This is a genomic window from Parapusillimonas sp. JC17, assembly GCF_052180245.1.
GTDB lineage: Bacteria > Pseudomonadota > Gammaproteobacteria > Burkholderiales > Burkholderiaceae_B > Parapusillimonas.
On record NZ_CP197474.1, the window covers coordinates 2,473,552 to 2,487,521 of the forward strand.

The following is a 13,970-nucleotide window of genomic DNA, read 5'->3' on the forward strand; positions in this document are numbered from 1 at the left end:
CCTATTGCTCCAGGGTGTCGGTCTGGACCGGAAAAGCGAGCGGGCCCGCTACCGCCGAGCGCGCCTCGTGTTCCGGTGCCGTGGCCCACAGCCATGCGCTGACCAATTCTGGAACGCCTGGCAGTTCGAACAGACCACTGGGTTGGGCGTTTCCGTTCGACGCAGGCCGCAGCCTGGGAATGCCGCCGGATGCGCGATTGCCATAGATGACGGGTGCCTTCTCGCTTGCAGGAGGCGCAGGCCTGTTCACGCCCAAAAGACTCGCGAGATCCCCTCGGACCGCCTTCTGATTGGAGGCATCGTCTTGCGGATGCCTCAGCACCGCGGTAATGGTCCCGCCCTGGCGGGCCGCCACCAGCTTCACTGCGTCCTCGGGTGCCGCATCGAGCGTAACCGTTGCATAAGCGTGCGTCTCTTCGTTGCCCGGCATGCGGCCGTGCTGTGTCGTGGTGCCGGTTGCAAGCACCAGGACGCCCTGGAGCAATGGCGCCGTAATGCGGCGGCGCTGGTATTCGAACGACACATACAGATCGATGAGATCGCCCGGCTGCAACAAGCCGGAGACAGAATTGATGGCGTCCACCGGCATGGTGATCGCACGCCGGCCCGAGACGAGGTGGCTGGAAAATGAATCCGGGGTCTGCAGAGCGGTATGGACCGGCAGGACGGCATCGCCCGCACGCAGTGGCGCCCTGAGGATGGTGCCCGCCAGCTCGCCATGCCGCTCCGGCGGCAGGCTGTCGCTCGCGGCCAGCGCAAGAGGGAAGGACCGGACGGCCAGGTGCTCGGCTCCGATGCGGGTGCCCGGCGGCAGGTCATGGGCGGCGACCACGCGTTCGACCGTCCGGACCCTGGCTTGGGCTTCGAGCTCAAGCACCCGCCCGTGCAGGTGCTGGCGCGCCGCCCATGCAGCGCACAAGCCGGCAACCAAGGCAAGACCCAGCATGAGCGTCGGACGATTGAGGGCTGGCAGGCGCATGGGGACCCCACGTGGCTATTTGACATGGTGCACATACAAGGAAGACTTGCCGCCGGGCTCCTGCGAGGAGAACAGCGCAAGCCGCGAGGCCTTTCGGCGCCATGAAGAGTGGCCCGCCATGTCGGCATAGACGGGCTCTTCCAGCCAGCCGTCCGAACGCAACTGGCGGCGCACGTATGCGGTGACGTCCCGGCCGGGCATCGCGACACTGAAGACATGCTGGCCCACGACACCGTCTTTGCCCGGGGATGCATCGGAAAGATCCAGCCGACTGAACAGAGCACGCGCTTGCGCCGGCAACCATCGAAAAAAAAGAGGCGGGTCTCGATGGGAAGCGTCCTGGTCTTGCGCTACGCGCATCACCGAAAGCCTTCCGCCCGTACCGGTCGCGGTGGGATGCATGTCGGCCAGCCAGTGTTCGCCATTGCGCAGACCCGACAGTACGATCCTGCCGGTAGAAACGAGGATGCGTTGAAAATATGCAGGCTTGCCCGAGTACAGTTGCGCCAACTGAACGGGTTCCCCGGGGAAAGTGAAAGCCCGTACGCGCAGGGGCACGTCGGACAGCAGCATGGATTGGCTCGCCGTCCATTGCAAGCCCGGTATATCGAGCTCGGAAAACGAAGCGGAAGCTGAAAGCGCATCGGCATAAACGGGCCAGCCGCAGCCCAAGGACATCAGGCAAGTACCCAGGGTACGCCGACCCAAGGACTTTCCCGCCCTGATGGGGCGCTGCAGGCGCAACGACAAGATTTTCATTTTTGCTCCTTGGCGACTTGTATATGCGGAGCCGGCACAAGCCCGGCCCAGGCGGAAACCCATTCCGAATCAGGAAGTGCCCTGCTCCAGCCCGAATCCACCGGACCCATGACGGCACGTATGCGCCCGGAAAGTCCGTAGGACACTGCCGCATCTTGCCTCCACGCCTGCCTGGACTGGACGAGCACCTGCTGGACATGCCCGTCGTCAACGGCGTGCCCGGCCCCTGTGAGTATCGCGGTGTGGCGCTTCAGCGCCACCGTCATGGCGGACGAGCCTGACGCATGCGCGAGCGTGTCCCAGGGAATGGCGCCGGGCATGACGGTCAATCGGGCGTGCAACACACCACGGTCTTCCAATTCCCAGTCATGGCGCAAGGCGGCAAGCGTGGCGGACGAACCCGGCTGCGCCGCTTGCGGCAATGGAAGCGTGCGGAACGCCTCCAGGCGGATCTGCGAGTCAAGGTCTGGAAGCATCGATCTTCCACCGAGGTCGTTCCATTGATGTTCGCGTCCGGTAAAGAAACGCCCATGCAAGCCGCCCAGATCCCCATCGCGCCTGCTGGCGGCAAATGCCAGATAAGACGTCGCATGCTGAGCGGAAAGAGCCATGTCCTGTACCCGATACAGCCACGAAATCGCCATCCACAATGCGGCCAGGCCCGAGAGCACGAGCAGCCCCTCCGCCATTGCTTGCCCGGCCTGGGGTTTGCATGCGCCGCTCATGGGGCATCCTTGCTTTGCAAAGGGTGAGACACCAATCTTGCCTGCCAGTATGGATGAAACAGATTGTCCGTTTCCGCATGGCCGTCCGGCCGAGGCAATGGCCGTTCGAAGAAGGTTTCCGCGGCACTGCGCGTGGTGACCGGCAGAGTGTCCGGGCCCGGATGCCGCAAGGTAACGGAGAACCCCAGCGCGATACCCGATCGGCCTGCCGGGGTATCGTAGAAGGACGGCAGCCCTCCGCCTTCCCAGCGCTGGCGCGCCGCATTGGCCCGGGAGTTCGACAATGGGTTATCACGGCCGGACGCGATATCCCAACTGGTGGCGTCCCTCACCCATCGCCAGAAGTCCTGCGACGAAAAATTGTCGGGCGGGTTCTCTACATGGGGTTGATCCATCGTGCTGGGCAACGGCCCCGGAAGCCAGCCCCAGCCCATGGCGTATTCCCTGTGGTAGCAGCCTATCCATCGGTTCGACCGCAAGGCATGGAACGATTCGGTGTCGATCGATTGCCACAGCCCCGATGCGTCCAGCCTGGTCTCGCCCCGGCGACGCAGTTCATGGCGAAGGCCGGGACAGCGCGCGTCGACGACCCAGGGATTGCGTGCCGTATGATCGCGCGGGTCGAGGAATCGATAGAGCGAAGCGGCCTGTTCGACGAGGTTGCGCAATTGCCCGTGGCCGGCATACCGTTGCACATAGCCGGGCCAGTTGTCCTGGTCAAAGCGCAGATCGAAATCCTTGGGCTCTATTTGCATGGAGTAGTTGTCGGCCAGCGCCTGGCGCAGAGCGGCCTCGCGTGCTTGCGGCAAAGCGTGCACGATGTCTTCCTGCGCCCGGGACAGCACCTGCCGGACAAGCGTGTCGTGGTTCTTGTAGGCGCGTGCCAATTCCCCTTGTTCACGCGCCAGGCCGTCCATTCCCGCAGCCCGGCTTGCCGCGGCGTAAGCGGCGCCGTGATCCGGCCCGAACATGAATGCGATCAGGTGCGCGGGCGGATTTCCCGACGACAATTGCCCGGCTTGCGTGCCGCCGAGCATGGCCCAGCTGCCCAGTGTGACCAGATGCGCCATGGCGACCTGATGCCCGACATGTGCACGATTCACGTACGCCAGCATATTGAGGCTGCGCGCCTGAATCAGTGCGGCGCTGTACGCGGCGGCATCGAGGGAATGCAGCTGCTTGGCCTTTGCGGCAACCACCTGGCCCACAAAGAAGTATCTGACGAATACCGTGATCGCCATGCCGGCCAGAAGCATTCCCAGCACCATGGCTTGGCCTTGTTGGCCTGAGTGCGAGGAAGCTTGGCGGGAGCGGGCAGTCGGGCAAGCAATATGCGTCATTGCCCGGCTCCGGCGTTGCCCGTAAATGATTTGAGTGTTTTTGCGGCGGTCTGGGCTGCGGCGCCCTCGGCGGCCGTCTGCGCCATGCGGGATTGCTCGGATCCGTCTTCGCCGGCAAGCTCTTTTGCCATGGCGGCGGTCTGTGAACGCACCACTTGTCCGAACTGCTGGTATACGGCAATGGCGGCCACGGCAACCAGCGCCACCACGATGATGTATTCGGTCATCCCCTGCCCGCTTTGCGAACGCTGTGTCCCTGGCACGATGCTCTCCTGAAGAAGATCAGGAATGCAGTGTGCCCGCGTTCAAGCTACGGGCAAATTCGCAAATACCGAGTTGGGCAAAGCGGTCAGTGGATGGAAAGAACCGCCTGGCGGGAAACGTCCGTCAGCGAAACACCGCAGCGTCAGAGCCGACCAGAACATTGGCGGGCAGCGGCCGCTTCTGCGCCATCAGCCATGCGTCGAACTCGTGCCCGATGTGCGTGAGCACCGTCTTCTCGACCTGCAGGTGCTCGACAATGTCAAGGGCCCGGGTCAGGTCGTTGTGGCCGCGCGGTGCCTGCGGCCGGGGCGAGAACGAACAATCCAGCACCATGAGCTGCAAGGGGCGCTGCTTCAGGAACTCAAAGGTATCCTCGGGCAGCCCGACGGTATCGGTCAGGTAGGCCCAATGCCGTTTCCCATCCGAAAACACATAGCCGAACGTCGGCAGACTGTGCCGCAGCGGAACAGGAGTAATGTCCAGCCCCATCAGGCGCAAGGGCTCGAAAGGGGCCAAGGTGCGCGAAAAATCCAGTATGCCCGGATGCTTGTAGAGATCCGCGAAGCCTTGCGGATCGGGAGGGCCCAGGACCGGCAGCCGATAGTCCTGGCCCCAGCGCAGGTGCAGGAATCCCTGCGCATGATCGGCATGATAATGTGTCTGTAAAAAGCCTTTGAAGCTGCCCGGCGGAAAACGCTCGGCCAGATCCATCAGGCCGGCATCAAGAAGCCAGCGCTCGCCCTGGTGTTCGATCGATGCGCACGTGGGTCCGCGGCGGTATGCCGGATCGCGTCGGGCGCGTTCGCAAGCGGGGCAGCGGCAGTTGTACACCGGCACCTGACCCGAATTTCCGGTGCCGAGCAGCGTCAGTTTCATTGTCGTTCGCCGGGGTCAGACCCCGAACACAGGGTAATGGGGTCAGACCCCGTACGAGGCCCAACCAAAAGATAATGGGGTCAGACCCCGTACGGGGTCAGACCCCTCATTCCTTTAAAGCGCAGCGCCTACTTCCACCCGCAGTTCGCCCAGGCCGGCAACGGCACCCACCATGGTGTCGCCTGCTACGACGGGTCCGACGCCTTCGGGCGTGCCGGTGAATACGATGTCGCCCGCTTTCAGCTCGAACAGGCCGGACAGGTACGAAAGGGATTCCGCCACGTTCCAGATCATTTGCGACAGATCGCTGGATTGCTTTTCCGCGCCATTGACGCTGAGCGTGATGGCGCCCGAAGACAGCGTGCCGACGTCTGCACGGGGGTGGAGCGGACCGACGGGAGCGGACAAATCGAAGGCCTTGCCGACCTCCCAGGGCCTGCCTTGCTTCTTGGCTTCGCCCTGCAGGTCGCGGCGAGTCATGTCCAGCCCGATGGCGTATCCCCAGACGCATTCCGCTGCCTGCTCAGGAGTGAGGTTCCGTCCGCCCTTGTCGAGCGCAACTACGAGTTCGATCTCGTAGTGCAGATTGGATGTCTTGGACGGGTACGGCATGGTGCCGGTCTGGCCGTCGGCAACGTTCAGCAGCGCATCGGCCGGCTTGCAGAAGAAGAAAGGATCCTCACGACCGGTGAAGCCCATTTCCTTGGCGTGTTCGGCATAGTTGCGGCCGACACAATAAACACGCCGGACCGGAAAGACGGCGTCGGAGCCGGCGACCGCAAGAGCCGCAACGGGTTGGGCGGGGATGACGGTCTTCATGTCACTTGTCCTCGCTGGTGTAACGCGCGGCGCTATCGCGGATTTCCTTCATGGCGGCTTCCGGGCCTTCCCAGCCCTTGACCTTCACCCACTTGCCCTTTTCCAGATCCTTGTAGTGTTCGAAGAAATGCTGGATCCGTGCGAGCTCTTCCGCGGGAAGATCCTCGGGCGTCTTGATGGAACGATAGGGAGGGTAGAGCTTGTCGACCGGGACGGCCAGCAGCTTGGCGTCGCCGCCCGCCTCGTCTTCCATCTGCAGGACGCCGATCGCCCGTGAACGGATCACCGCGCCGACCTGTATGGGGAAAGGCGCCAGCACGAGCACGTCAACAGGGTCGCCGTCGTCGGAAATGGTTTGAGGAATGTAGCCGTAATTGCACGGGTAGTGCATGGCGGTCAGCATGAACCGGTCCACAAAGACGGCGCCCGAGTCCTTGTCGACTTCATACTTGACCGGATCCGCATTCATGGGAATTTCAATGACGACATTAAATTCTTCCGGCAACTTGGTGCCGGCTGGTACGTTCTTTAGGCTCATGCTGTGTTCTACCCTTAACTAAGGATTCCAATAAAAGATCAATGGTTGCCGGAACCGCGCGGCGTATGGCGGTCCGACGTCTGCGTCAGATCGACGCCCACGAAAGGCGAGCTGTCGAAATATTCTTCGAGCACCGAAGCGTCACCGTCGCTGGTCCGTTCGGGCGCGGCGGGCGCCGCTGCCTTGGCATCGCCGGCGCCTGCGGCGCTCGTTTCCGTGGCGGACGCGTAGTCGGAGAAATCGGCCGCGCTGGCCGCGAGCGGCGTCTCAAGGCTGGACAGCACTTTGGCCTGCGGCAAGTGCTCGACGTCGATCAGCGTGGGGTCTCCTCGTGTGTCGGCTGCCGGCAATGCCCGGCTTGCCGGAAGAACCGGCAATACCCCGGCCACGCTGGATGCGAGCCGCCAATGCGCCGTGGCATCTGCCGGGCGGCCGAGGCGGTCGTAGAGATTTCCCAACAAGGCATGGATGCGCATGTCGCTGCGCAACCTCATGCTGCGCTGCAGATACTGCTCGCCCGGCCCCCAGAGCTCGCCTGTCAGGCAAAGGTTGCCCAGCGCGGCAAGCAAGGCCGAATCGTCCGGATGGCTTTTCAGCCATTCCTCGGCTTTGCTCAGGCGCCTGGCGACATGCTCGGGCGGGCATTGCGAATAAGCATTCAGCAAGCGGGGTTCCATCCGGATACTGAGCGCTGCCTCGAGCACCTTCGCCGCTTCTTCGTGGTTGCCCTGCGTGGTATGGATCGTGGACGCCGCAAGGGCGATGTCCGGCAAGACGCGTTCATCCGATTTGAGGTCCGACCAGATGGACTTGAGGTTCTCCGGACCACCTTGTTGCAAGCGTGCGGCCGCAGAGGTCTCGATCAGTTGCTGCGCTTCGGCCTTGTCGATGACGCCACGGCGCGACAACAGCCGCGTCAGTTCGTACACACGGTCGTAATTTCGAAGCTGCCGGTGTGCACGCAGCAACAAGCGAGTGGCGTGGAAATAGCGCGAGCTGGCATCCTGCAAAGGCTGAAGCAGCACCAGCGCATCCTGGGGGCGGTTCTGATCCAGGTACATCTCGGCCGCGACAATGGCTGCGGCCTCACGCAACCGGACATTGTCGGAGGCATGCTCGCGCGCCAGCGCCAGGGCTTCGTCACGGCGCGCGAACTCGCCCATATGATGCGAGGCCCGGGCCGACGCCAGCGCGGCAAGCACCTTGCGCGAACCAGAACGCGTACGAGCAAGCACTTTGGACAGGTCTTTCTCGGCTTCGGTGTAGCGGCCTTCCAGAATGTTGATCCAGCCGCTTTCGAGCGACTCGTGATCGCGTTTTTCGGCGCGCAGGCCGCGCCAGGAACGGAAGCGCTCGGGGCCTCCGGAAATCCAGGCAAGCACACGCAGGACAATGTACAGAATCAGGAAGCTCGCCAGAAGCAACAGAACGGCAAGCGTCAAGGACAGTTCGATGCGATACGGCTGCGCCACGATCAGCACATTGCCGCTGTGTTCGCGCAGCACCAGTGCCAGCGCCACGGCGGCAACGAATACCAGCAAGGTCCAGAACCAGGTCTTCATGGCTTACCCCTGTGAACCCGGCGCCTGGGCGTCCGTACTGGCGCCCGCATCCGGCATGGATGGCGCTGGAGATTCGGTCGGGGGTTCGTCCGCCTGCGTATCGCCCTCGGCCGACTTGGCGCTGGCTTCGCGCAGTGCCTCGATGGCACCCAGGCTGTTGTCTACGGTGGGCAGCCGGACGTCGATGTCGGTATCGGACATGTCGCGCGCGATCTTGAGAGCCCGGCGGGACTCGGCCGATTGCTGGTCGAAGCGGCTTTCTATCGACCTGACCAGGTTCGCGGTTTCAGTGGCCCAGACATTGGGTTGACGCATCATCAAGGCCAGTTGCGCGGTCATGATGCGCAGACGCAGGTTCTCGCGGAAACGAGTGGCCTGATCGGGCGACATGAGCAACGCATGGGGGTCGTCGACGCGGCGCACTGCGATGAACTCGCCCAGGTCGCGCCGTACCGAGTCCCAGGCTTCCGAGGTCCATTGCCCGGCAGTCGCCAGGCTTTGTTTCCACCATGGCGCGTCGGGATCCTGGGCCGGCGCCTGCCGGCCGCCCTGCGCCGGCGCCGAGCCGGGCGCTTCAGGCTGGACGGGCTGGGGCGCGGCGTCGTCAGGCACCATGAGAGGCGCCTGGCTTACCAGATTGCTGAGTTCGTCCAGTTGCGAGGAAAGCGACGCGATGTCGATCGTTGAGGCGGCACGCAGCCGGTCCAGATCGCCATTGATGGTTTGCTGCAGCGATGCCAGGGCTGGCCGATTGGCGCGTGCCAGCTGCGCCTGCGCCGTTTCCAGGGAAATGATGGCGTTGGCCACGTTGCCTCCCAACTGCAGTTGCTGCTGGGCGATGGTGACAAGGTGGTCGACGTCGTTGATCAACACGAGATCCGAGCCGCTGTCCGTGAGGGTCTGGAATGCCTGCTGCAGGCTGTCGGTCTGCGCGCGCGATTCGCGCAGCGAGGCTTCCAGTGCAGCCAGCCGAGAAGATTGTTCTTCGGCCAGCGCCAGCGCCTGGCGTGCCTGTTCGGCCGCCCTGCCGGCTGTATCGCTGCCGCCGCGGATCTGATCCGAAAGCAGCGCTGTGGTCTTGACGTGTTCCTGATGTTGATACCAGACTACGGCCGCCAATGCCACGGCAAACAGCAGCACAACGAAGAAAGCGGGCAGCAAGGCTGACTTCGCCTTGCGCTTTTGCGTTTCAGGCGTACGCCCGGGATGGCCGGCTGCGGATTCGGATTTGGGTCCGCTGGAAGCAACGACGGCCGGCACGGAGGGCGAGATCTCGGGTTTTTTATCTGTCATGGCGAGATTGTAATCCTAGGAGCTTTCAGAAGGCGACGCCATCCGGATCAAGGCCTCGTAGATGGCGTCATCACTGGGTTGGCATATTTTTACCATCCGCGGCGCTACCTTACCAGAAGCGCTGATCACCGATTGTAAGCGGCTGGCGATGCGCTCATGCACGACCAGGAACCGCAACGACAGCCAAGCATCTTCCAGGCCCAGGCGTACGACGTTGGCATGCATCGCGTCGACTCCTTCACTGCTGGTCAACAGGCAGGCACAGCAGGAACGTTTTTCGAGCAAGGCCGCCAGCCCCTGCTCCTGTCCGGCCGACCAGTGCGCAGGCGTGCGTTCGTACACGGCATGACGATCCACCTGCAGACCCGCCTCTTCCAGCCGCGCACCCAGCCATTCGCGGCCGCGATTGCCACGCAGGATCAAGACGCGCCTCAATGAAGGCAGCCGCGGCCGCAGCCTTTTCCAAAGGGCTTCGGAATCCTGGCCGTCGAGAGGATCCGGCTGAATGATCATGCCGGGATCGACGCCCGCCCGCCGCAAGGCCTGGGCCGTCGAAACGCCTACCGCCGCAACCGGGACGTGGCCCGGCCAGCGAAAATCCGGCGAGAATCGACGCAACTGTCCGGCATAAAACCGGACAGCGCTTCCGCTTACGAAAACCAGCAGATCGTAATCATGGGGGACAGGGAAAGATGCCTTGTCAGCCGGCTGCGGCTGAAGGCTGAGCGCCGGAAGAATCAAGGACTTCAGACCGGCATCCGACAGCCGGGCGGCAAGCTGCTCGTTCCTTCCCTCAGGCCGCGTCAGGATGACACTGGCGTCCATGGCCGGTCCGATGGAAAGAAGCGTCAGGCCGACGCGTCGGGCATGGACAGGCGGTCGAGAATCGGCCGCGCGCCTTTGGCCATCAGGTCGTGCGCCGCGCTTTCACCCAGGGCGTTGGCATCCGCCACCGGTCCTGTCGCTTGCGCGCGGATGATCACCGAGCCGTCGGGCTCCGCCACCAAGGCATCCACCACCAGATTATTGCCCTGGACTTGCGCATAGGCCGCCAAGGGCACCTGGCATGATCCTCCCAAAACCCGCGAGACGGCACGCTCCGCAAGCGCGCAAGCGGTTGTCGCCGGATCGGCCAGGGGAGACAGCCAGCCGTGCATGTCCGTTCGGGACTCCAGGACTTCGATACCCAGGGCGCCCTGCCCTGCCGCCGGCAGGCTTTGCTCCACCGACAGATAGCCGCGTATGCGTCCTTCAAGTCCCAGGCGCCGCAAGCCGGCTGCCGCCAGGATGATGGCGGCATAGTCACCACGGTCGAGCTTGCCCAGACGGGTATCGAGATTGCCCCGCAGCGGCTGAACGACCAAGTCGGGATAGCGCTGCCGGATCTGCGCCTCGCGGCGCAGACTGGACGTACCTACGACGGCTCCGGAGGGGAGCGCGTCCATCGAGCCGTAGTCGTTCGAGACAAAGGCGTCGCGGGGATCGTCGCGCTCGAGCACCACGGACAAGGCAAAAGGGCTTTGCATGTCGACCGGCACGTCCTTGAGCGAATGCACCGCGAGATCGGCGCGCCCGTCCAGCAAGGCTGTTTCCAGCTCTTTGACGAACAGGCCCTTGCCGCCGACTTTCGACAGGCTGCGATCGAGGATCTGATCCCCGCGCGTGGTCATGGTCAGCAGACTGACCTCGCATTGGGGATAGAGTTCCTGCAAGCGATCCCGCACGTGCTCGGCCTGCCACAGGGCAAGCCGGCTGGCGCGCGTTGCGATGACCAGTTTCTTCGGTGTTTCCTGCATGCCCTGTCTACGCTAAATAATTGAACAGCACCGCCAGCACGATGCCGATCACCGCCAGGATGAGCAGGCCTTGCAAAAGAGAAAGACCGGAATCCGCCGGCTTCTTGCCCGACGAAGACTTGAATAGACTCATGGCTTATTCCTGTGTCACAGTGGCTTTGCGGCTTGCAATCCACTTGCCGATCACTATCACGAGAATCGCACCGGCCACTTCAGCCGCAATCTTCATCGCCGGCTGGATCTCGCCAAACTGCTGCACGACGAATACGTCCGTCACGAGCATGCCGCCGGCAATCCATCCCAGCAGCCCGGCGCCGAAGGTGACGACCAGCGGAAAGCGGTCGATGAGCTTCAGCACCAGCGTGCTGCCCCAGATGATGATGGGCACGCTCACGATCAGGCCGAAAATCACATAATACAGCTGATGGTCCAGATGGGTGTTCTGCGCTGCGCCGGCAATGGCGATTACGTTGTCCAGGCTCATGACGAAGTCGGCAATGAGAATGGTCTTGACGGCGCTCCAGACCGAGCTTCCGCCTTTGATGTTGCCGTGCTCATCCTCTTCGGGAACCAGCAGCTTGATGCCGATCCAGACCAGCAGTGCGCCGCCAACGAGCTTCAAGAAGGGAATATCGAGCAATGTCAGCGCGAAGGCAATGAGCAGCACACGCAATATGATGGCGCCGGCCGTGCCCCACAAGATGCCCTTGAGGCGTTGCTTCGCCTGCAGATTGCGGCAAGCCAGGGCGATGACGACGGCGTTGTCTCCACCCAGAAGAATGTCGATCAGGATGATCTGGAAAATGGCGCCCCAATGGAGCGTTTGAAAAAACTCTAGCATTTTTATATCCGTTCTATGCGAAGAGGCTTCATGAAAGACAAAGGCCCAGTACAAAAAGGCCCGCCACGCGAGCCTTTTTTGTGCTTACAGTACCGACTTGAGCAGCTTGCCCATCTCGGAAGGATCGCGGGTCGTGCGGATGCCGCAGGACTCCATGATCTCCAGCTTGGCATCGGCGGTATCCGCGCCGCCCGAAATCAGCGCGCCGGCGTGGCCCATGCGCTTGCCGGCCGGTGCCGTCACCCCGGCGATGAAGCCGACGACCGGCTTCTTCATGTTGTCCTTCGCCCACAATGCGGCATTGACCTCGTCGGGTCCGCCGATTTCGCCGATCATGACGACGGCGTCGGTATCCGGGTCATCGTTGAACATTTGCAGGACATCGATATGCTTCAGGCCATTGATGGGGTCGCCACCGATACCGACGGCGGATGACTGGCCCAGGCCCAGCTCGGTGAGCTGCGCGACCGCTTCGTACGTCAGCGTGCCGGAGCGGCTGACCACGCCGATGCGCCCCTTGCGGGAAATATGGCCGGGCATGATGCCGATCTTGAGCTCATCGGGAGTGATGAGGCCGGGGCAGTTGGGGCCCAGCAGCAGGGTTTTCTTGTTCTGGTCGCGCATGCGATTGCGCACTTCGAGCATGTCGCGAACGGGAATGCCTTCCGTAATGCAAATGACCAGGTCCAGGTCGGCGTCGACGGCTTCCCAGATGGCATCGGCCGCGCCCGCCGGCGGCACGTAGATGACCGATACGGTCGCACCGGTCTCCGCCTTCGCTTCTTTCACGGAAGCGTAGATGGGCACGCCTTCGAAGTTGTCGCCGGCTTTCTTGGGATGCACGCCGGCAACGAACGCATTCTTGCCATTGGCGTACTCGCGGCACATGTGGGTATGGAACTGGCCGGTCTTGCCGGTCATGCCCTGGGTGATGACTTTGGTGTCTTTGTTGATCAGAATCGACATGAAAAAAATCCTCGGCAGTATTCTTATTTCGCGGCGGCCACGACCTTGGTCGCAGCTTCGGCCATGGTGTCAGCGCTGATGATGGGCAGACCCGACTCGGCCAGCAACTTCTTGCCCAGCTCTTCGTTGGTGCCCTTCATGCGCACGACCAGCGGGACGCTGAGGTTAACGGCCTTGCAGGCGGCGATCACGCCTTCGGCAATGACGTCGCAGCGCATGATGCCGCCGAAAATATTCACCAGAATGGCTTTTACGCCTTCGTTCTTGAGCATGATCTTGAAGGCTTCCGTGACTTTCTCGGCCGACGCGCCGCCGCCAACGTCCAGGAAGTTGGCGGGCTCGCCGCCGAACAGCTTAATGGTGTCCATGGTGGCCATGGCCAGTCCGGCGCCGTTCACCAGGCAGCCGATATTGCCGTCGAGCTGGATGTAGGCCAGATCGAACTTGCTGGCTTCGACTTCGGCCGGATCTTCTTCGTCGAGATCGCGGTAAGCAACGATTTCAGGATGACGGAACAAGGCATTCGAATCGAAATTGAACTTGGCGTCCAGAGCAACGATATCGCCGGAACCGGTGAGGATCAGGGGATTGATCTCGGCCAGCGAAGCGTCGGTTTCCCAGTACGCCTTGTACAGCTTCTGGAATTCGGCGGCCGCCTTGGCAACCGATGCGTCGGGCACACCGATGCCGCGGGCCAGGTCGGTGGCTTCCTGATCGGTCAGGCCAGTCTTGGGATCCACGAAAACCTTGAGGATTTTCTCGGGAGTTTTCTCGGCGACCTCTTCGACGTCCATGCCGCCTTCGCTGGAGGCCATGACACACACGCGCTGCGTGCCGCGGTCGGTCACGATGCCAACGTAGTATTCCTTCTTGATGTCGGCGCCATCTTCGATCAGCAGGCGATTGACCTTCTGGCCTTGCGGGCCAGTCTGGTGCGTGATCAGCTGCATGCCCAGAATTTCCGACGACAGTTGACGAACTTCATCGAGGGAACGGGCAAGTTTCACGCCGCCGCCCTTGCCGCGACCGCCGGCATGAATCTGTGCCTTGACAACCCAGACTGGTCCACCCAGCTTTTCGGCTGCAGTAACGGCTTCGTCTACGGAAAAAGCAGGAATTCCGCGCGGCACAGTCACGCCAAATTGCTTCAGCAGTTCCTTGCCTTGATACTCGTGAATTTTCATTTGTTACCTGTCAGAACGTAAAGATAAA

General features: G+C 62.5%; 16 protein-coding genes. All 16 read right to left on the reverse strand.

The window, feature by feature from the left end; genetic code table 11:
• Window position 1: 1 nt before the first annotated feature.
• Window positions 2-979 (reverse strand): Flp pilus assembly protein CpaB, encoded by a 978-nt coding sequence (cpaB, locus tag ACSBPU_RS11890; RefSeq protein WP_442592338.1) that lies wholly within the window; start codon window positions 977-979, stop codon window positions 2-4.
• 15 nt (window positions 980-994) lie between these two features.
• On the reverse strand, window positions 995-1,738 hold the full coding sequence (locus ACSBPU_RS11895) for a hypothetical protein (RefSeq protein ID WP_442592339.1): 744 nt from the start codon (window positions 1,736-1,738) through the stop codon (window positions 995-997).
• Window positions 1,735-2,463, reverse strand: coding sequence for a hypothetical protein (locus ACSBPU_RS11900; RefSeq protein ID WP_442592340.1), 729 nt, complete (start codon window positions 2,461-2,463; stop codon window positions 1,735-1,737). Before ACSBPU_RS11900 ends, ACSBPU_RS11895 begins: the two co-directional genes overlap by 4 nt.
• Window positions 2,460-3,803, reverse strand: coding sequence for a hypothetical protein (locus ACSBPU_RS11905; RefSeq protein WP_442592341.1), 1,344 nt, complete (start codon window positions 3,801-3,803; stop codon window positions 2,460-2,462). Before ACSBPU_RS11905 ends, ACSBPU_RS11900 begins: the two co-directional genes overlap by 4 nt.
• Window positions 3,800-4,030, reverse strand: coding sequence for a hypothetical protein (locus ACSBPU_RS11910; protein WP_442598325.1), 231 nt, complete (start codon window positions 4,028-4,030; stop codon window positions 3,800-3,802). The genes ACSBPU_RS11905 and ACSBPU_RS11910 overlap by 4 nt, the downstream gene beginning before the upstream one ends.
• A 160-nt stretch (window positions 4,031-4,190) precedes the next feature.
• On the reverse strand, window positions 4,191-4,943 hold the full coding sequence (gene phnP / locus ACSBPU_RS11915) for a phosphonate metabolism protein PhnP (RefSeq protein ID WP_442592342.1): 753 nt from the start codon (window positions 4,941-4,943) through the stop codon (window positions 4,191-4,193).
• A 114-nt stretch (window positions 4,944-5,057) separates the two neighbouring features.
• Window positions 5,058-5,762, reverse strand: coding sequence for a fumarylacetoacetate hydrolase family protein (locus tag ACSBPU_RS11920; protein ID WP_442592343.1), 705 nt, complete (start codon window positions 5,760-5,762; stop codon window positions 5,058-5,060).
• Between the two features lies 1 nt (window position 5,763).
• A complete protein-coding gene (gene ppa, locus ACSBPU_RS11925) occupies window positions 5,764-6,300 on the reverse strand; it encodes an inorganic diphosphatase (RefSeq protein WP_180071279.1) in 537 nt (178 codons plus the stop codon).
• A gap of 38 nt (window positions 6,301-6,338) precedes the next feature.
• A complete protein-coding gene (locus ACSBPU_RS11930) occupies window positions 6,339-7,862 on the reverse strand; it encodes a heme biosynthesis HemY N-terminal domain-containing protein (protein WP_442592344.1) in 1,524 nt (507 codons plus the stop codon).
• A gap of 3 nt (window positions 7,863-7,865) precedes the next feature.
• On the reverse strand, window positions 7,866-9,155 hold the full coding sequence (locus tag ACSBPU_RS11935) for a uroporphyrinogen-III C-methyltransferase (protein ID WP_442592345.1): 1,290 nt from the start codon (window positions 9,153-9,155) through the stop codon (window positions 7,866-7,868).
• 15 nt (window positions 9,156-9,170) lie between these two features.
• Window positions 9,171-9,980 carry a uroporphyrinogen-III synthase gene (locus ACSBPU_RS11940; RefSeq protein ID WP_442592346.1) on the reverse strand — a complete coding sequence of 270 codons (810 nt, stop codon included), beginning with the start codon at window positions 9,978-9,980 and terminating at the stop codon, window positions 9,171-9,173.
• Between the two features lie 23 nt (window positions 9,981-10,003).
• The gene (hemC, locus tag ACSBPU_RS11945; RefSeq protein WP_442592347.1) at window positions 10,004-10,951 is read right to left on the reverse strand and encodes a hydroxymethylbilane synthase; all 948 of its coding nucleotides are present in this window, start codon (window positions 10,949-10,951) and stop codon (window positions 10,004-10,006) included.
• A 7-nt stretch (window positions 10,952-10,958) separates the two neighbouring features.
• Window positions 10,959-11,084, reverse strand: coding sequence for a hypothetical protein (locus ACSBPU_RS11950; RefSeq protein ID WP_442592348.1), 126 nt, complete (start codon window positions 11,082-11,084; stop codon window positions 10,959-10,961).
• 3 nt (window positions 11,085-11,087) lie between these two features.
• On the reverse strand, window positions 11,088-11,792 hold the full coding sequence (locus ACSBPU_RS11955) for a YjbE family putative metal transport protein (protein ID WP_180071274.1): 705 nt from the start codon (window positions 11,790-11,792) through the stop codon (window positions 11,088-11,090).
• A gap of 84 nt (window positions 11,793-11,876) precedes the next feature.
• A complete protein-coding gene (gene sucD, locus ACSBPU_RS11960; RefSeq protein WP_180071273.1) occupies window positions 11,877-12,758 on the reverse strand; it encodes a succinate--CoA ligase subunit alpha in 882 nt (293 codons plus the stop codon).
• Between the two features lie 23 nt (window positions 12,759-12,781).
• The gene (sucC, locus tag ACSBPU_RS11965) at window positions 12,782-13,942 is read right to left on the reverse strand and encodes an ADP-forming succinate--CoA ligase subunit beta (RefSeq protein WP_442592349.1); all 1,161 of its coding nucleotides are present in this window, start codon (window positions 13,940-13,942) and stop codon (window positions 12,782-12,784) included.
• Window positions 13,943-13,970: the final 28 nt, after the last annotated feature.